16 protein-coding genes (1 of these 16 cut by a window edge) are annotated in these 18,303 nt (G+C 55.2%); 7 read left to right on the forward strand and 9 right to left on the reverse strand.

What is annotated here, in order from left to right; translation table 11 throughout:
- Positions 1-149 precede the first annotated feature (149 nt).
- From ACFE7X_RS09330 to ACFE7X_RS09340, 3 genes are all read left to right on the forward strand, one after another.
- Positions 150-668 carry an acyl-CoA thioesterase gene (locus ACFE7X_RS09330; protein WP_375435462.1) on the forward strand — a complete coding sequence of 173 codons (519 nt, stop codon included), beginning with the start codon at positions 150-152 and terminating at the stop codon, positions 666-668.
- A gap of 591 nt (positions 669-1,259) precedes the next feature.
- On the forward strand, positions 1,260-2,117 hold the full coding sequence (locus ACFE7X_RS09335) for a hypothetical protein (protein WP_375435406.1): 858 nt from the start codon (positions 1,260-1,262) through the stop codon (positions 2,115-2,117).
- A 210-nt stretch (positions 2,118-2,327) separates the two neighbouring features.
- Entirely contained in the window at positions 2,328-3,116 is a 789-nt protein-coding gene (locus tag ACFE7X_RS09340; protein WP_375435407.1) for a class I SAM-dependent methyltransferase, read from the forward strand.
- Positions 3,117-3,220: 104 nt separating this feature from the next.
- On the opposite strand, the gene ACFE7X_RS09345 is transcribed toward ACFE7X_RS09340, so the two are convergent.
- The 6 genes from ACFE7X_RS09345 to alaS all read right to left on the reverse strand — a co-directional run bounded on the left by ACFE7X_RS09345 (position 3,221) and on the right by alaS (position 12,110).
- On the reverse strand, positions 3,221-4,357 hold the full coding sequence (locus ACFE7X_RS09345; RefSeq protein WP_375435408.1) for a redoxin family protein: 1,137 nt from the start codon (positions 4,355-4,357) through the stop codon (positions 3,221-3,223).
- A 191-nt stretch (positions 4,358-4,548) separates the two neighbouring features.
- Positions 4,549-5,715 (reverse strand): redoxin domain-containing protein, encoded by a 1,167-nt coding sequence (locus tag ACFE7X_RS09350; protein WP_375435409.1) that lies wholly within the window; start codon positions 5,713-5,715, stop codon positions 4,549-4,551.
- A gap of 92 nt (positions 5,716-5,807) precedes the next feature.
- Complete coding sequence (gene gatB / locus ACFE7X_RS09355) at positions 5,808-7,265, reverse strand: Asp-tRNA(Asn)/Glu-tRNA(Gln) amidotransferase subunit GatB (protein ID WP_375435410.1); 1,458 nt, start codon at positions 7,263-7,265, stop codon at positions 5,808-5,810.
- A gap of 204 nt (positions 7,266-7,469) precedes the next feature.
- The gene (locus tag ACFE7X_RS09360) at positions 7,470-8,435 is read right to left on the reverse strand and encodes a hypothetical protein (protein WP_375435411.1); all 966 of its coding nucleotides are present in this window, start codon (positions 8,433-8,435) and stop codon (positions 7,470-7,472) included.
- Positions 8,436-8,469: 34 nt separating this feature from the next.
- Complete coding sequence (locus tag ACFE7X_RS09365; RefSeq protein WP_375435412.1) at positions 8,470-9,141, reverse strand: toxin-antitoxin system YwqK family antitoxin; 672 nt, start codon at positions 9,139-9,141, stop codon at positions 8,470-8,472.
- A gap of 287 nt (positions 9,142-9,428) precedes the next feature.
- Positions 9,429-12,110, reverse strand: a complete 2,682-nt coding sequence (alaS, locus tag ACFE7X_RS09370; protein WP_375435413.1) for an alanine--tRNA ligase — start codon at positions 12,108-12,110, stop codon at positions 9,429-9,431.
- Positions 12,111-12,285: 175 nt separating this feature from the next.
- Here alaS and ACFE7X_RS09375 point away from each other — a divergent pair, with 175 nt between their 5' ends.
- From ACFE7X_RS09375 to ACFE7X_RS09390, 4 genes are all read left to right on the forward strand, one after another.
- Positions 12,286-13,392 carry an arabinogalactan endo-beta-1,4-galactanase gene (locus ACFE7X_RS09375; protein WP_375435414.1) on the forward strand — a complete coding sequence of 369 codons (1,107 nt, stop codon included), beginning with the start codon at positions 12,286-12,288 and terminating at the stop codon, positions 13,390-13,392.
- A gap of 98 nt (positions 13,393-13,490) precedes the next feature.
- Positions 13,491-13,847: a MerR family transcriptional regulator gene (locus ACFE7X_RS09380; RefSeq protein WP_375435415.1), complete on the forward strand. Its 357-nt coding sequence runs from the start codon at positions 13,491-13,493 to the stop codon at positions 13,845-13,847.
- 111 nt (positions 13,848-13,958) lie between these two features.
- Complete coding sequence (dprA, locus tag ACFE7X_RS09385; RefSeq protein WP_375435416.1) at positions 13,959-15,092, forward strand: DNA-processing protein DprA; 1,134 nt, start codon at positions 13,959-13,961, stop codon at positions 15,090-15,092.
- Positions 15,093-15,180: 88 nt separating this feature from the next.
- Complete coding sequence (locus ACFE7X_RS09390) at positions 15,181-15,990, forward strand: aminotransferase class IV (protein WP_375435417.1); 810 nt, start codon at positions 15,181-15,183, stop codon at positions 15,988-15,990.
- A 595-nt stretch (positions 15,991-16,585) separates the two neighbouring features.
- Here ACFE7X_RS09390 and ACFE7X_RS09395 read toward each other — a convergent pair.
- The 3 genes from ACFE7X_RS09395 to ACFE7X_RS09405 all read right to left on the reverse strand — a co-directional run.
- Positions 16,586-17,380 carry a thymidylate synthase gene (locus ACFE7X_RS09395; protein WP_375435418.1) on the reverse strand — a complete coding sequence of 265 codons (795 nt, stop codon included), beginning with the start codon at positions 17,378-17,380 and terminating at the stop codon, positions 16,586-16,588.
- Between the two features lie 163 nt (positions 17,381-17,543).
- Positions 17,544-17,840, reverse strand: a complete 297-nt coding sequence (locus ACFE7X_RS09400; protein WP_375435419.1) for a TIGR03643 family protein — start codon at positions 17,838-17,840, stop codon at positions 17,544-17,546.
- A gap of 109 nt (positions 17,841-17,949) precedes the next feature.
- On the reverse strand, positions 17,950-18,303 hold the end of the coding sequence (locus ACFE7X_RS09405) for a serine hydrolase (RefSeq protein ID WP_375435420.1). It continues 1,098 nt past the right edge of the window; only the last 354 of its 1,452 coding nucleotides appear in the window; the start codon falls outside the window, past its right edge; its stop codon occupies positions 17,950-17,952.

Raw genomic sequence — 18,303 nt, forward strand, 5'->3', positions numbered from 1 at the left:
TAGTTTACGCTTACACCTTCCCGCATTCCGAAGAATAAGCACGCCCCACAGCAAAAACGTTGTTTGATGATGCGTGGCCTTGACGCTTCGGACTCCAGCCACGCAGCCTATCTTTGCAGCATTCACTTCTCCGAGAATTTCTTCGCATGATGCGCAAACAAAGGCCCGTAAAGGACTCGTTCGTTATAATGACTGAGTTGGTGCTACCCAACGACACCAACACGCTCAACAACCTGATGGGTGGCCACATGATGCACCTGATGGATATTGCCGCCGCTATTGCCGCTCAAAAACACTCCAACCGCATCGTAGTAACCGCATCCGTCGACAACGTATCGTTTCGTGATGCTATCCGGCTAGGCAGCGTGGTAACGTTGCAAGCCCAGGTGACGCGCGCGTTTAGTTCGAGCATGGAAGTACATATTGATGTATGGGCCGAGGATATTCCGAGCGGAACTAAGATGAAAACCAACGAGGCCTTTTTCACTTTTGTCGCCGTCGACCAGTCAGGCCGCCCGATTGATGTGCCAGAGGCCGTGCCCGAAACCCCAGAGGAAGTTCAGCTCTACGAAGGCGCCCTGCGCCGGCGCCAGCTGCGACTAGTGCTCGGAGGCCGCATGAAGCCCGCCGAAGCCACTGAGCTACGAGCCTTATTCGACCTGGAATAACTCAGAGCATAGTAAGGCCAACTACTCCGCTGGTATACCAGTGAGGCCGTCACAAACACAAACAAGTTAAACACGTCCTGCTCAAACAAGTCAGCGGCACCATATCCGGAATGGCGGCTCAAAGTACCCGGCCAGATACACGTAGGTATTGCTGCCAACGGCCGAGGCTATATTCCCCGCAGCCAGATTTCCACCTTCGGCCGCCACCATAGCAGGGCAACCGTAGTTGGATCAGTCAGTGCCAGGGCCCCCCGATTAACGCCGAAGAGCGAGGGCACCGGAAACGCCAAAAAGCCTTTACAACAGCCCCTCGGCGTACGTGCAGGTCCCGATCAGGAAGCACACGGAATAACGAGTGTAATCATTCCGTATGGCTCCAGGAGTAACCTGACGTAGGCAAACGTGTCATAAGCTCCCGCGGGCTAAGGCGGCAAATTATACTTCAACACTATGATTGGGTTCGGTCTGTTATTTTAGCTGACCTTACTTCGTTTAGTAGCTCAACAAGCGGCAGCTTGTCTACTTGCTACCAAAAAATGAACTCTGACCTGCTCTTGTTCTACTCTTTTTAGCTGTTCTGTTACTTCCTCTATGGCAACCGCTGATTCACTTGCTTTCTTTCAGAATTTTTATACCAATGTGTCGCTGTATGTGGTAGCGGAACCGGCTGCCCCGTCAGTAGCTCCCCCTCAGTTGGCAGCAACGGCCACCACGACAGCCGCTGCCGCGCCGGTAGCAACTGCCGTGGCGGCCGTTGCTGCGGAGGCTGTTCTTCCGCCATCTCCATTGGTGCCGCGCGTGGAAGCCGCCCCGACGGTTGTGCCTATAGGGCCGGCCGTACCTCCTCCTACCGCAAGCAAACTACCCTCCCTGGCCAACCTTACCCTAACTCCGCCCCCTCCTTTGCCGGTTCCCACGCCCGCAACACTTGCCGCTGACCCAGGCCCCCTGTTCTCGGCAGCAATTTTAGCGGAGTTGCCGGCCGCCCCGGCCGCGCCAGCATCGCAGCCCGGCCGGATTCAGCCTACGCCCACCCAGTCACCGGTGGCACACATTCCGTTTGCTACGCTGGGTAGCAACCCCAATGGCCTGCTGATTTTGGTGCGCCTGCCAGCCGACGAATTTCGAAAGCTACCCCGCAACGTGTTCCTCAACAATATTCTGAAAGCCATTCGGCTGGTAATGGAAGACGTGGTGCTCGTGAACGTAGAGCACGAAAAATTTCCAGTGGCCCTATGTTCTTTACGCAAAGATCTGGCAGCCAAACAGTTCCTGGCTTTCGGCAAAAACTTGCTCGACGTAGCAGTATACACCACGCAGCCTTACGAACCCGTGCTACTTTACGGCGACACCGCCTTTCTGGGAGCCAGTGAAATCAAGATGCTGGAATACGACGCTGGCCGCAAGAAGCAACTTTGGCAAGCCATGCAGCGCATGTTTCTAGCCTAAGGCAAGCAGCGGCCATTTGCTTGTCTGGAAGCTGAACAGACGTTTTTGCAAATTCTTCAGATCCCAATTCCGGGAAAATCTGTAAACGTATACCTATAATAAGTAATTATGTCACTATATTCAGACCAGCACTAGTTACTTAGGCAAGCCATATCGCATCCTCAGTAACGCTTTCCAAAGAGAAAGTTGCACTACTTTTAGCTCGCTGACATGCAACAAAACAAAGCCCACGCTCCATCTAGTATTAGCGGCTACCGCTTACTTGACGGAATAACTGTATCGCAGGAACACGACTATAACCCTTGGTTTGAAAACCAATACAGCACTATAGCTGAACCTTGGAGTTATAGCCGGCGGGGCGGCGAGCTGTACCGGCACATTTACACCGTCGAGCAATTGCGCCGGTTTTGTCCTTACCCCGCCTCACTGCTGGAGTTGGGCTGTAGCCAGGGATTAATGACCGCGCACCTTGTTCCCTTCACCAAGGAGCTATATGCCTCCGACATCTCGCTTAGTGCGGTGAAAGCCTGCAAGCTAAAGTGCGATGAGTTAGCCGCTCAGCACAACTGCTCGATGCATTATTACGTGACAACTACGCCCGGACTTCCTTTTGCTGAAGAAAGCTTCGAAGTAGTTACGCTCTGCGACGGAATGATTGGTTGGTGGTTTAGCGATGAAAAGATGCAGGCCGCTCTTCAGGATACGTACCGGGTTTTGCGCAAGGAAGGATACGTGGTGTTCACTGACTATATCACCCCCGAACGTTTTCCTGGCTACATCGATTTAATCGAGAAAAGTGCCTTTTCGGTAGTTTCGACCAGCTACCTGTACGACAAACCTTGGTATTTACTGGAATCAGTAGCTAAAAAGCTGCCTGGCAAAGCCCTTCTAGAACCTATAGTTGCCAGCACCCAAGTGGCAAAGCTACTCCATCGGGCCGGTCGTATGGCAGGCACTGCGGCTGCCCGGCACATTGTTATTATAGCTCGCAAAGACTAGGCCCCATAAACCTACTTGGCGCTATAGTCCAGTCCAGCACAGTACACAAAAAGCCGAACCCGTACGGGCTCGGCTTTTTGTGTACTGTGCTGGACTATAGGTGATTATCTCAACACCGAAGCGAGCTTGGCTTCCAAGGCTTCCCCGCGCAGGTTTTTGCCGATAATGCGCCCTTGCGGGTCGAGCAGAATCGAGGCGGGAATCGATTTGATGCTGTAGGTTTGACCGGCGGCACTTTCCCAACCTTTCAGGTCGGAAACGTGCTTCCAGATGAGGCCATCGGCCTGAATAGCTTTCAGCCACTTCTCCCGGTCTTGGTCGAAGCTCACGCCGTAGATTTCAAAGCCTTTGCCTTTGTACTTATTATAGGCCTTCACTACGTTGGGGTTTTCGCGGCGGCAGGGCCCGCACCAGGACGCCCAGAAATCAATTAGCACGTACTTGCCGCGTAGACTGCTTAGCGCCACTGCCTTACCGTCGGGGGCCGCTAGGTTGATTTCCGGCGCTTGCACACCCACAGCGGTAGAGCGCATCGGCTCCAGCTTGGCCACCAAGGCTTTGGTGTAGCGCGACTCAGGCTGGGTGGTTTTGAACACCGTCGTCATCGAGTCAGCGAAAGCAAACTGCTCGTCGGGATTGATTAGGTTAGCCACTACAAAACCCGACACCACCGAACCGGGGTTTGCCCGTATCAGCTTTTTTATGCCTTCGGTGCCGCTGGCTTGCAAGGCATAAAATTGCTTTTCTATGCGCTGCATCGAATCGGAGCGGCCGGCCTGGGCGTTCTGGTTGTAGCGTTGCTCCAACTGTCCCATTTGCGTCTTCGACTGCAACATCGTGCGGCTGAGTTGCTGCAACACCTCCGAGTCTTTCGAGCCTTTCACGGTGTAGGAGTCGCTTAGCTTCTGGGCGTCGCCGGTTAAGGAGAGGTTGCTGCCGTTGGCCAAGGCTATGAGCACCTGGTTTTGGTCGTTTACCTTCACTTGATACAATCCGGTTTCCGGCACCGTGCCCGTAAATTTGAACTCCCCTTTTTCATCCACGGCGGCTGTGTCGCGCGAAATAAACTGGGTGTCGCCTAACTCGGCGAGGTATACTTTGGCGCCGGCCGGCGCATTGGTGAGTTGGCCGGTGATCTGGTAGCCGGTGCCAGTGGCAGCCGTACCGGTGGTGGGCGGCGTGGCTTTGTTGCAGGCGTTGGCCATGCCCAGCACAGCCCCGATCAACAGAAAGCTTTTCATATTTTGTATCATCTCAGACGAAAGCGCCGGTACCAAGCCGGCGGACTAGTTAGCAAGTATCGAGCGTAGGGGCCGCAAGTTGCCGATTTAAGCGCGAATGCAAAAATACTTGCCACCTGTCCTACTTGGTACTTGCTACTGAAAACCGAAAAGGCCCGCCTTAGTTCCTGGAGGAGTTGCAACCGCCTTGGCTAGGGCAGCAGAGAAGCAATTTTCACTTCCAATTCCGGCCCGCGCAGGTTTTTGGCCACAATGTGTCCTTTGGGGTCGAGCAGCAACGTTTGGGGAATCGACTCCACCCCGTAGGCCACTCCCGCCGCGCTTTTCCAGCCTTTCAAATCCGATACGTGCTTCCACGGCAACCCATCCGTCGCAATAGCCTTCACCCATTTCTCTTTCGAGTCGTCCAGGGAAATGCTATAGATATCGAAACCTTTGTCTTTATACTTCTGATATAGCTTGATAACACTCGGGTTTTCCTGACGGCACGGCCCGCACCATGATGCCCAGAAATCAATCAGCACGTACTTGCCGCGCAGCGATGACAAGGCTAGTTCCTTGCCCTCCGGCGTAGTCAGCTTCACGTCGGGAGCCAACTTGCCAATGGCCGTAGCGCCCGCCTTGCGCATATGGTCGGCCAGGTACTTGGTGTAACGGGAGTTTGGCAGCGCTTGCTGAAAACGAATAGCCATAGAGTCAACGAAAGGCCGCTGCTTTTCATCCCGCGCCAAAGTAGTTACCTGATAGGCGGCCACATACGAGCTTGTATTCTGCCGTATCAACTGCTTGTTGGCTGCTGCCTGCAACTCCCGACTTGCTTGCATCAGACCTTCATCCATCCTTGGAGGCTCATTGGGCGTTGCCATAGGCACGTTCTCCTTGCTGCGCTTTTCCACCATAGCCGCCACGTACTGCATACTTGCTCGCGTACGCAATGCCCGAAACTGTAGCAGCAACGCCGCTTCCGGCGAACCCTCCAACCAATAGGTAGTGCTTAGCTGCGCGGCATCACCGGTTAAGCGCAGCTGTACGTTGTTCGCCAATGGCACCAGCAACGGCATCGTCAGCCGCTCCTTGCCCACATGTAGCTGATAGAGAGCGGGCTCTGGAACTTTGCCTCGTAATACAAACTGCCCGTTGGCATCAACCTGGGTTGAATCCAAGTGCGTATGCTTGCCTTCATGGCTATCAACCATAACCACCTTGATGCCAAGCGGCGCATTTAGTAGGGTACCTCGTAGTTCATAACCACCCGCAGCACTGATAGAGCCAGCGTCCGTAACCGCAGGAATAGTTGTAGTATAACTGCTGCCTAAACCCAAGGCAAGAACTAGCGGCAGATAGAGTCTCGAAAACATGATTATAGCTATTTAGTATAGAACAATGTATAAATAAAAAGCACAGGCGACTTCAGTCGCCTGTGCTTTTCTGATGGGTAATTGCTTGCTGGTTAAGCGTCCAGCTTCTGACGCAACAGCTGGTTAGCCAGTTTGGGGTCGGCTTTGCCACCGGTCAGCTTCATCAGCTCCCCCATAAACATGCCGGTCAACGACTTCTTGCCGGCGCGGTACTCGGCGACCTTAGCCGGGTTGGCGTCCAGTACCTGCTGAATCATAGTTTCCAGCGCGCCGCTGTCCGACTGCTGCAACAAACCCTGGGCTTCGGCCGCGGCGGCGGGGGTTTGCGCGGGGTTATCGAGCAGGTACGGGAAGAGCTGCTTGGAGGCTACCGAGTGGCTGACTTGGTTGGCGTCGATAAGCTGAATGATGTCGGCCAGGTGCTGCGTAGTGAGCGGAAACTCCGCCATGGTGAGGGCGCGCTCGTTCAAGAACGACTTCACCGGGCCTTGCACCCAGTTGGCCGCGGCTTTGGCGTTCGGGGTCAGGCGGGTCAACTCATCGAAGAACAACGCCACGTCCTTCTCCACCGTCAGCACCGAGGCATCGTAATCAGAGAGGCCTAGCTCGCCGGTGAAGCGGGCGTAAAGCTGCTGCGGCAGGGCCGGCAGCTCCTGCTGCACGCGGTGCAGCCACTCATCATCGATGATTACCGGGGGCAAATCGGGCTCCGGGAAGTAGCGGTAGTCGTTCATCGTTTCCTTGCTCCGCTGCCCGCCCGTAGTGCCGGTAGTCGCGTCGAAGCCACGGGTTTCGCTGTCGATAACTTCGCCACGTTCCAACATCTTGATCTGCCGCTCGATTTCGTAGTCGATGGCGCGCTGCACGTTGCGGAACGAGTTCATATTCTTCACCTCCACCTTGGTGCCAAACTTGTCGGCCCCGTGCAGCATCACCGAGATGTTGGCGTCGCAGCGCAACGACCCTTCTTCCATGTTGCCGTCGCAGATTTCCAGGTACTCCACTAGCTTCTTGATTTCGGTGAGGTAAGCATACGCTTCCTCCGAAGTCCGAATGTCCGGCTCCGACACGATTTCAATCAGCGGCACGCCTGCGCGGTTCAAGTCCACGAGAGTTTCCACCTCGCCGGCCAAGTGCATACTCTTGCCGGCGTCTTCCTCCATGTGAATGCGCGTCACGCCGATTTGCTTGGTGGAACCGTCGGAAAGGCGCACTTCTACGTGACCTTCGTAGCAGATGGGCGTTTTGTCCTGCGTTATCTGGTAGCCCTTCGGCAGGTCGGGATAGAAGTAGTTTTTGCGCGCAAACAGGTTGTCGCGGCGGATGTGGCAATTGGTAGCCAAACCCATTTTCATGGCGTATTCTACGGCCGTGTGGTTGACGCGGGGCAGCGTACCGGGGTGGCCGAGCGTAATCACGCTCAAGTTGTTGTTGGGCAGCGCGCCGTACTCGTTCTCGTCGGAAGAGTACATTTTGCTGTGCGTGAGCAGCTGCGCGTGCACTTCGAGGCCGATGACAGGCTGATATTTCGCTTTGATGCTTTCGTCCATACGTAGTAATTAGGCGGGTAGGCCGCCGGAGCTGCAAGTTAAAACTATCTATCCGAGAAAATGTATCCCTTTAAGAAGTGCAAAAAGGCCTTTCTACATCGGAACGAGGCGCGGTTGCAACCCCTGTTCCGACCTAAAAAGGCCCTTTGCTGTCCTATTGCTGTCCTGAACGTCCTAGACGGAGCACTAGCAAACGCGCTACTGCTAGTCGTTGAACACTGGAATGTACGTAGCCTGGAAATTGCTGCCGGCTTGGTTGTAGGCCGTAGACAGCTTCTGGTTCTGCGAGTTATAGAGATTGATGAAGCCGTTAAACTTGTCGGCATCGGCTTTGGTGAAGCTGTCTTTGCGTTCCAGCAGCACTTTCATCTGGGCCGCCTGATTGACGGCGAAAGTTGCGTAGAACTTCACCAAGTTGCGGGCCGCGTCGCGGTAGTGGGCGTCTTTACCTCGGAAGGGCGCAATAGCCGTAAGGCCCGCCACCGCTTTGTTGGTATCTTCAATAAGCTGCAACCGAGCCTGTTCGAAGGCCTCCGCATTCTGGGAGCCTAAGGCATCAGTAAGACGGGCATTGGCCTTTTCCACCCGGAATTGCACCAGGTATACTTGGTGCTGATAGCTATTCACTTCCGAAACCTGCCGCATATAGTTGGCTAGGCGCTTGCCTTCGGGGTCTTCGGAGATGGTCATCTTGTGGCGCTGGGCAAACCGGCGCTGGGCGGCATCCACACTGTCGTTGACCACCTGGAGCTTGGCTTCGGCAACTTCCTGAAGCTTAAAGTACTGCTCCATGTTTTCGATGGTCGCCGTGCGGGTAGCGGCCAGCATGTCCACGGCCTTGTAGTCTTCGGAGTACACCTTCAGCAGCTGATAAAACGCCTCCGTGGTTTGCTCTTTGAGTCCTTTGTCGTCCTGGAAGGCGGGCATCTTGGCCACTTTGTTCAGCGAAGCCTCGGTTTGCTTGATCAGGTCGAGGCGCTTGGCATCAATCTTTTTCTCGTTGTCGGAGTGGGCCGATTTGCTGATGTAGCGCAGGTTTTTCTTGAGCATAGCCCGCTGCTCGGCCACAATAGCATTGTTATAGGCACCGGGGTCGGTGAAAACCTGGGCCGAAGCACTGATAGAGAAACCGGCCGCCAACACGGCCGTGGTAAGAGTAAAGAAACGCATAGTTAAGCTAGGTGTGAAATGGAGAAAAGTAAAATCAACGAATAAGAAAACTAACCGGCAGCGTGAATACCACGTCAGTAGGGTTGCCATCGAGCTGAGCGGGAGTCCAGCCGCAGAGGCTGTTCACCACAAAATCAGGGACCACCTTCCCTTCCTGCTGTTTGCGCAAGGCATCTTTGGGGTAGCGGGTGCTGCTCTGAATGGTTGCGAGCAAGTTTGCGAGGCCGCCGCGGTATTCAGTAAATTGCAAGTAATCGAAATAGGCTGCGGGCCTGCCGTTGGCGGCAAAGCACTCAGCTTTCATTTGCTTGCCGTTCTGGAATTCTTCTCGGCGCCGCAGCGTGCCATCAGGGTAATAGGTCAGTAATTGGCCGTGCCGCTGGCTGTTAGTGTACTGCTCGGTGGCCTGCACCGGGCCGTTTTCAAACCAGCGGGTTTGCGTCCCGTGCAGCTCGTTTTTACGCAGAAGCTGGTAAGGTATTTCCTCTGGCTTCTGCCCGCTTGCGAAATACCGGGTAATCACGCCTGCCCCATCAGCGCCGCGCATAGTACCGGTGCGCACCTGATGGCTGCTCCCAAAACCGAAGGCGCTGTGGTTGCCCGACTGGTCCTTGAAATACGCCTTTATGGGTTGGGCATTGGCTGACGATACTGTCACGCACACACTACCGATTGTAAACTCTAAGAGCAGGAGATATTTCTTCACCTAAATGAATGGCTTGCTACTATATTCAAGAATAAAGGTAGTATAAACTCAACAGTTAACTCGTACTATTATCCTCATTTTATCTTATAAAATCCTACGAGTAAGCCTTCTGTTTTTAACGTCTTCTCGCTTATAGAAAGATGCCACAAGCCAGCCAAGCGAGGATAGTGTACCGAATGGATATGCGCAACTGCTACTTGCAGTGAATTAGCTTAATACAAAAAACAAATGCAGGTGAACGACCGTCCACCTGCATTTTACTTACAGTTTCAACCGGTCAGCCGAGGCTACAATGCCTTGCTAACCAACTCCTCCGCTTTGCTGATAGCCGCACCCAGCCCAGCTACATTCTTGCCGCCGGCCGTGGCAAAGAATGGCTGGCCGCCGCCGCCGCCCTGGATTTCCTTGGCCAACTCGCGTACCAACGTGCTAGCGTTGAGCTTACCGGCTTTGGCCAGTTCGTCGTCGAGCATAACGGCCAGTTGCGGCTTACCGTCGATTTCAGCGCCGAGGACGGCTATGAGGTTAGGCACCGCCTGACGTAGGTTGAACGCCAAGGTCTTGAGGCCGTCGGCCGAGGTTACCTGCACTTGAGCCGCCAGGAAGTTCACGCCGCCGAGTGGTTTCACCTGGCCCGCCAACTGCTCTTTCTGCTGGTTGATGCTTTGCTGCGCAAACAACTCAATTTGCTTGCGCAAGCTGGCCGTTTCCTCACTCAGCTTCTCGATGCTGGTCAGCAGCAGCTGCGGATTGCCGAGCGCCTCACGTACCTGGGCCAGCAAATCGAGCTGCTGATTCACGTAGCTTTCGGCAGCCTCGGCCGTTACGGCTTCGATGCGGCGCACACCCGCGCCCACGGCGCTTTCAGCCGTGATTTTAAAGTAGCCGATGTCGCCGGTAGTGCGCACGTGGGTGCCACCGCACAGCTCCACCGAGAAGTCACGGTCGAAGGTGATGACGCGCACGAACTCGCCGTACTTCTCGCCAAACAGCGCCGTAGCCCCTAGGCTTTTCGCGTCGGCAATGGGCACGTTGCGGCGCTCGTCGAGCGGAATTTGCTGGCGGATCTTCTCGTTGACAATGGTTTCCACCTGCCGCAGCTGGTCGTCGGTGACTTTGGTGAAGTGCGAGAAGTCGAAACGTAGCAGCTTCTCGTTCACGAGCGAGCCTTTCTGGGCCACGTGCGAGCCGACCACGTCGCGGAGGGCGGCTTGCAGCAGGTGGGTGGCCGTGTGGTTGCGCTGGATTTGGGCGCGGCGGGCGTGGTCGTAGCGGGCCGTGAACTCGGCGTTCAGGTCTTCGGGCAAGTCCAGCACCGTGTGTACGATCAGGTCGTTTTCCTTCTTGGTGTCCAGCACGCGCACCTTGCTCAGCGGCGACTCCAGGTAACCTGTATCGCCAATCTGCCCGCCCGATTCGGCGTAGAACGGCGTCTGGTCGAGCACCACTTGGTACTCGGTTTTGCCTTTGCGGTCGGTGCGGCGGTAGCGCAGGATGCGGGCCGGCGCCTCGTCCTGGTCGTAGCCCACAAAAGCGGGCTGCTCTTCCGAGGGCGTCACAACGGTCCAGTCGCTCTGCTCGGCCTCCTGGGCATTGCGGGAACGGTTTTTCTGGGCTTCCAGCTCTTTCTTGAAGCCCTCTTCATCTACCGTCAAGCCCTTTTCGCGGGCAATGAGGGCCGTAAGGTCTAGTGGGAAACCAAACGTATCGGACAGCTCGAAGGCGGTTTTGCCGTCGATGCGGTTGCCGTTGGCTTTGGCGGTTTCTTCGAGGGCATCGAGGCGGCGCAAACCGGTTTCCAGCGTTTTCAGGAACGCAATTTCCTCTTCTTCAATCACGCGCTGCACAAACTGCTGCTGCTGCTTTAGCTCGGGGAAGATGCTGCGCATCTGGTCGGCCAGCACGGGCACTAGCTTGTATAAGAAGGGCTGCTTCTGGTTCAGCGACGAGAAGGCGTAGCGCACCGCCCGGCGCAGAATGCGGCGGATTACGTAGCCAGCCTTGACGTTGCTCGGCAACTGCCCATCGGCAATGGTGAAGCTGATAGTCCGAATGTGGTCGGCAATAACCCGGATGGCAATGTCGGTTTTTTCGTTTTCGGTGGCGGGCTGGTCGTTGACCGTGGCCGGGGAAGTGCCGTGATATTGCACGCCGGCTTCGGCCGCAATGAACTGGATGAGCGGCTGAAACACGTCGGTGTCGTAGTTGGACTTCACGCCCGATACGGCCATCATCAAACGCTCGAAGCCCATGCCCGTATCTACGTTCTGCTGAGGCAGTTTCACCAGCGACTTATCGGCCATCCGCTGGAACTCCATGAACACGTTGTTCCAGATTTCCACCACTTGCGGGTGGTCGGCATTCACCAGTTCGCGGCCCGATTTGGCGGCTACTTCCGCCTCGTCGCGCAGATCGATGTGGATTTCGGTGCAAGGTCCGCACGGGCCCGTATCGCCCATCTCCCAGAAGTTGTCCTTCTTGTTGCCGGGCAGAATGCGCTGCTCGTCCACGTACTTGCGCCACAGCTCCTGCGTCTCGGTATCGGGGCCGAGGCCGTCGCCCTGGTCGCCCTCGAAGTACGTGACGTAGAGCCGGTCTTTGGGCAGCTTGAACACGTCGGTGAGCAGTTCCCAGGCCCAATCGATGGCGTCTTTCTTGAAGTAATCCCCGAACGACCAGTTGCCGAGCATCTCGAACATGGTGTGGTGGTAGGTGTCGTAGCCTACCTCTTCCAGGTCGTTGTGCTTGCCCGATACGCGCAAACACTTTTGGGTGTCGGCGATACGCTTGAAGGGGGCGGGCTTGTTGCCGAGAAAGTAATCCTTGAACGGGGCCATGCCCGAGTTGATGAACAGCAGCGTCGGGTCGTCCTTCACCACAATCGGGGCCGAGGGCACGATGTGATGGCCTTTGGAAGCAAAAAAATCAAGGAATTGCTGGCGGACGTGGCTGGCGGTGGGCAGTGACATGAGGGAGAGATAAGAACGGACCGCAGGATTGGCGACGGCGGCAATTTTGGCTACTTTGCAGCTTCAGAAACCCAAATAACCGGGCCAGAAGGCATTTCTGCAAAGGTAGCCACTTCACCTGGAAGTCGAAGCAGTGCCTGCTGGAATGCTTTTCTTTCCCTGCCCACTTCCCCTCATGAGCGTCCTCTCTCTTTCGCGCCGGTCATTTCCCCACCCGGGCCCGTACCTGCGGCTGTGTATCGGCTTGCTGTTTGCTGTTTTCTGCGCGGCTTCTGCTGCTCAAGCACAGGGCATTAAGCCGGCCCAACCTACCAAGCAGACAGCGCGCCCGGCGGGGTCCAAGAAAAAGATCGGGAAGATGCTAGGGGCCGATATTTCTTTTCTGCCGCAGCTAGAAGCACGAGGCGTCAAGTTTTCGGATAAAGGCCAGCAGAAAGACGCCATCCAGATTCTGAAAGACCACGGCTTTAATTACGTCCGGCTGCGCCTGTTCAACAACCCGGCGGCCGACAGCGGCTACTCGCCCCAGAAAGGTTTCTGCGACTTAGCCCACACTCTGCAAATGGCCACCCGCACCAAGAAGGCGGGCCTGAAGCTGCTGCTCGACTTCCACTACAGCGACACCTGGGCTGACCCCCAGAAACAGTTCAAGCCCGAGGCCTGGAAGGACTTGCACGGCCCGCAGCTCACCCAAGCCGTGCACGACTACACCCGCGACGTATTGCTAGCCCTTAAAGCGCAGGGCACCCCGCCCGATATGGTGCAGGTAGGCAATGAAATCAACCACGGCCTGCTCTGGCCCGATGGGGATGTACACAGCGCCGACAGCGTAGCCAAGCTCGACAACCTGGCGGCGTTGCTGAAAGCCGGCGTTGCGGCCGTGCGCGAAGTTGCGCCGGCTAGCATCGTGATGATGCACATTGCGCTGGGCGGCCAGAACGAGCAATCGGTGTACTGGCTGGACCACATGTTTGCCCGCGGGGTGACGTGCGACGTTATCGGCCAGTCGTATTACCCGAAGTGGCACCGCACCTTGCCCGAGTTGCAACGCAACCTTACCGATCTGGCCAGTCGTTACCCGCAGGACATTGTGGTAGTGGAGTATTCGGAACGCAAGCGTGAGGTAAACGATATAGCGTTTAATCTGCCCGGCAACAAAGGCAAGGGCACCTTCATCTGGGAGCCGCTGAACACCTGGGAACAGATTTTCGACAAGCAGGGCAGCGCCAACGACTTGCTCCTGATATACGATGAAGTAAGTAAAAAGTACAAGCTCAAGTAATTTAGCCGCCGCTTTACGTGGTGTTGCTTTCTTCCCCTTTATCTTCGGACAGTCTTTCCCGCGCCCCTCCCACCTAATCTTGCGCCACCACCCCTTCTATGCCCTATAAAGAGCGCGACATCGAAAAGCAATACTTTACTATCGGCGAAGTAGCGGCGCAGTTCAACGTGGCCCCGTCGCTGATCCGGTTCTGGGAAACCGAATTCGAGGAGCTGCGGCCGCGCAAAAGCAAGAAAGGCAACCGCCTCTACACCCCGCAGGACATCGATATTTTTCGTACCATCTACCACCTCGTGAAGGAACGCGGCTACACCATTCCGGGTGCGCGCGAGATGATCAAGCAGAAAGGGCCCCAGCTCAAAGAGAAAATCGACGTGATTCAGAGCCTGGAAAAAGTGCGCAAGTTTTTGGTGACGATGAAGAAAGAGCTAGATGCCATTGGGAAAGCGGAATAAAATTCCGTTCTCCTACTTATCTGTCACCCTGCACGAGCACAGGATGACACGCAAATATTTATACAACAGCTTATTCTACTATCAGCCTTACTGCCTAGTTCTATTTACGTTATGCCTGTACTTACCACCGATGATACTCTCCTTTACGAAGTCGCTCTTACTCTCTTTCCTGGCATCGGGCCGCAGCTAACGCGGCAACTGATGAGCTACGGTGGCTCGGCTAAAAACGTGCTGCACCTGCCACCCGGCAAACTGCGTAAGGTTCCGGGGGTGGGGCCGGCCACGGTGGCTATCCTGACCGGGTCCGACCGTACGGCGGCTTTGCAACAGGCCGAGGCTATTGTAAGGAAAGCCGAGAAAGAAGCTGTACAAGTGCTTTTCTATACCAGCAAGCTGTTCCCGACGCGGCTAAAGCAGATTGCCGATGCGCCCGCCCTGCTCTATTACCAAGGCACCGCCGACCTCAACCAGCCGAAAACACTGGCTATAGTCGGTACCCGCAAAGCCACCGATTATGGCCGCGAACAAACTGAGCGACTGGTACAAGGCCTGGTGCAACATAGGCCGTTGGTAGTGAGTGGCCTTGCCTACGGCATCGATATTGCTGCCCACCGTGCGGCTTTGCAGGAAGGATTGGAAACTGTGGGCGTCATGGCCACGGGCCTCGATATTATCTACCCCCATGCGCATCGCAAAACTGCCGAAAAGATGCTCACGCAAGGCGGCCTACTCACCGAATTTCCCTTTGGCACCCAACCCGACAAGTATAACTTTCCGGCGCGGAACCGAATTATCGCCGGCCTTGCCGATGGTACCGTAGTAATAGAAGCCGCCTGCAAAGGGGGCGCACTCATCACGGCCGACTTGGCTTTGGGCTACGACCGGGACGTGCTGGCTGTGCCCGGCCCACTAGGCTCGGCGGCCTCAGAAGGCTGTCACGAGCTAATCAAAAACAATAAAGCCGCTCTTTATTCCGAGCCCCGGGACCTAGAACAATTGCTTAATTGGGACGCGGCCCTGCACTTCAACGGCAAGCATAAGGGCCCTACGATGCACGATTCCGCGGATTTTACGCCAGCCGAGTTCCGTGTTATTGAAGTGTTGCAAGCCACAAAAGAAGAGCATATCGATAACCTAGCCTGGAAAACACAGTTACCTATGCACCAAGTAGCTTCCCTGCTCCTTGGCCTTGAATTTCAAAATATAGTGAAGGCACTGCCTGGTAAGCGGTTTACATTGCTGTGAGTTGCTGGTTTGCTTGCAGCTAGAACAGCCCTAGAAACCAGCAACGAGCAGTTACTGAGCGACAACTAGCAATCAGACACTCCAAGAAATGCTCCTCTACAACGGTCAGCTGCTACTAGACGAAGATTTTGCGCTGACTCTACCAAATCGGGGATTGTTTTTCAATGATGGTTTCTTTGAGACGCTGGTGTGGACAAACGGTGCCATCCGTTACCTGCCGCACCACCTAGCCCGGATGCAACGGGCCGCTGCCGTACTAGACCTTACGCTGCCATCCGAACTGGCCACGGCCGAAAGCCTGACGCATACCTTAGGCAGACTAGCAACCAGCAATGCTCACCGCCTTCGGTTGCAGTTCTGGCGTAGCGGCGGCGGTCTTTACACGCCGGAAACTACGAATTGCCACTGGTTGGCCACAACGCGCCCTTTTCAACCCAACGATGCGCCGCTAGCTGCGGCTGGTTTCGCCGAAACTGTGCAAACCCGGCTTTCGCCGGTTTCTTTCTGCAAGGGCCCCGAAAGCTTGACGTACGTGCTGGCCGCACGGGAAAGAGCCCAACGGGGCCTCGATGAACTGCTTTTGCTGGATATGGCCGGTCACGTGGCCGAAAGCGTGTCAGCGGCCGTATTCTGGGTAACCGATAATTGCCTGTTCACCCCAGCCTTGGCTACGGGATGCGTGGCCGGGGTACGACGCGCGCATCTGCTACAAGTAGCCAGAAAACATGGCCTAGAGTGTCAGGAAGGACTGTTTCAACCGGCGGCCTTGCTACAAGCGGAAACTGTATTCACGGCCAACGTGGCCGGCATTCGGGTACTAGGCAGTTTGGGCGAAATACGCTGGAAAACGACGTCTCCGCTCCTACTCCGTCTCCGCGCTTGGGATACGGGGCATTAAAAAGTTGGGGTGAAACGGCCGCTCACACAGTACGCGCCAACTTTCTTCGAACTCGTTTAGGTCTTCTTCCGTCACGTCATTGAAATGCAGAATTGTCAGACGATCATGGGTATTACCAGCTAAAGAGTACAGAGCAATTAAGGCTCGATGCCGCCGGGAAAGCGGGCTGGGATGTTGGTGGGACAGGGCGGTTGAGTTCATGACACGTAAGATATGTATCAGAAACTTGATTGCACTATTTTTATTTACTTGAATTTAAACAATAGGTTTGGTTTTGCATTTTTACCTGCTGAACCAAGATATTCAGTTAACTATTAGCTGCTCTTACGATGAGGTGGCAGGTGGCTTGAAATGCAGCCAAACACGCATGCAAACAAGCTCAGCACAACGATGTACGACCAGTAAAAACCTAAGCTCAAGCATTTGCTGTATGCAATTGTGCAATAGCCACAACTTAACTTGCCTTTATCAAGATGCTGCTTACTAGGCAGCTACCAGCAACGGCACAGGCCACCTAGCTACCGGACGCCTGTTTCAGTTTCCGGTTCATAAAGCAGACAATGCAAGTACGTGCCCTTTGCTTCCGACGCTCTCCTTATACCGCCACAGGAGCTTTGATAGCGGGCCAAGGCTCGTAGTTTTCCAGTTGAAAGTCTTCGAATTGAAACTCGAAAATGTCCTTTACTTCAGAGTTGAGGCGCATTTGGGGCAATGGGCGGGGCTCCCGGCTGAGTTGAAGACGCGCTTGTTCGAGGTGGTTGCTGTAGAGGTGCGTGTCGCCACCGGTCCAGATGAACTCTCCGGGCTGCAAGCCGGTTACCTGCGCCATCATGAGCGTGAGCAAGGCGTAGGAAGCAATATTGAAGGGCACACCCAGAAATACATCGGCGGAGCGCTGGTAGAGCTGGCACGAAAGCCGCCCCTCGGCCACGTAGAATTGAAACAGCGCGTGGCAGGGTGTAAGGCGCATTTGCGGCAAGTCGGCCACGTTCCAGGCCGATACCACCATGCGCCGCGAATCGGGCTGCGTACGCAGTAGGCGCACCATTTCGGCTATCTGATCAATGCTGTGGCCGTCGGGGGTTTGCCAGCTGCGCCACTGCTGCCCGTAGATGGGGCCGAGGCTGCCATCGGCATCGGCCCACTCCCGCCAGATTTTCACGCCCACTTCTTCCAAAGAATTGTTGTTGGTATCGCCGCGCAGAAACCACAGCAACTCCTGAATGATGCTCTTCAGGTGCACCTTTTTGGTGGTAACCAGCGGAAAGCCCTCGGCCAAATCAAACCGCATCTGGTGGCCAAATACCGAGAGCGTGCCCGTGCCGGTACGGTCGGTTTTCGGGGTGCCGTGGTCGAGGATGTGGCGGACGAGGTCGAGGTATTGGCGCATGAGTAAGAATGCTGGTTGGGATACAACTTCAAAAGTAAAGAAAGTAGCCCGAGGCGAACAAGACTAATTGCTTGCAATGCTTGCGGCGCAATAGAAATTACGAAAACCAAAAAAGCCACCTTGACGGGGCGGCTCTTCCAGTGATGCAAGCAATTCAGCTAATTTACCGCTTGCTGATTTTGTTCATGGAGATGCTTCTTTGCTGCTTGGATTTGAAATGATCCATGCCCTCAACTCGCAAAGCGCGGTGCTTGGTACTGCGGCCGGTCATGCGTTGGCGCCACATCCGGAACGAAGAGGCTTTCATGGTCTTCCGCATCAAGACAATCACCTCCTTCTCAGCTAAACCAAACTGCGCTTCTATTGCCTCAAATGGTGTTCTGTCTTCCCAGCCCATTTCGATGATGCGGTCCGTATCGGCCGCCGACAGGTGCTGGGTTTCCGTTGATTCCTTGCTCATACGACGCTAACTAAAGTGTAAGTGATACGGCAGTTTTGCTACGCCTGAGCCTACAAACCGCCGAGCCTACTCTTATAACAGTTCTGCGCCGGAATTGCCCCGATAATAATTACTTGCTGGCCGCTGCACTCAATTTCTTAAGGTGCTCCACCGCACCCGCATTCTTTGGATTCAGAGCCAAGGACTGCTTGTAGTTTGCGATGGCAAGCGCGCTGTCACCATTCATTTCATAGGCTTCTCCTAAGCTGTCGTAGGTGTTCCAGTTATCCGGATGCAGACTCACATTCAGTCTGAATAGCTCGATAGCTTGCTTGGTTTTCCCTTGGCGAGCCAGCTTATACCCCCATTCATTCACGTACTCTTCGGTTAAGTGCAGTTCAGGATGCTTTTTCTTAACTGCTTTGAATACGCCGAGGGCCTGCTGGTAGTCATTGGTTTGCAGGCCGTTTTGAAAAGCTTGGAG

This window comes from uncultured Hymenobacter sp. (genome assembly GCF_964242765.1).
Classification (GTDB): domain Bacteria; phylum Bacteroidota; class Bacteroidia; order Cytophagales; family Hymenobacteraceae; genus Hymenobacter.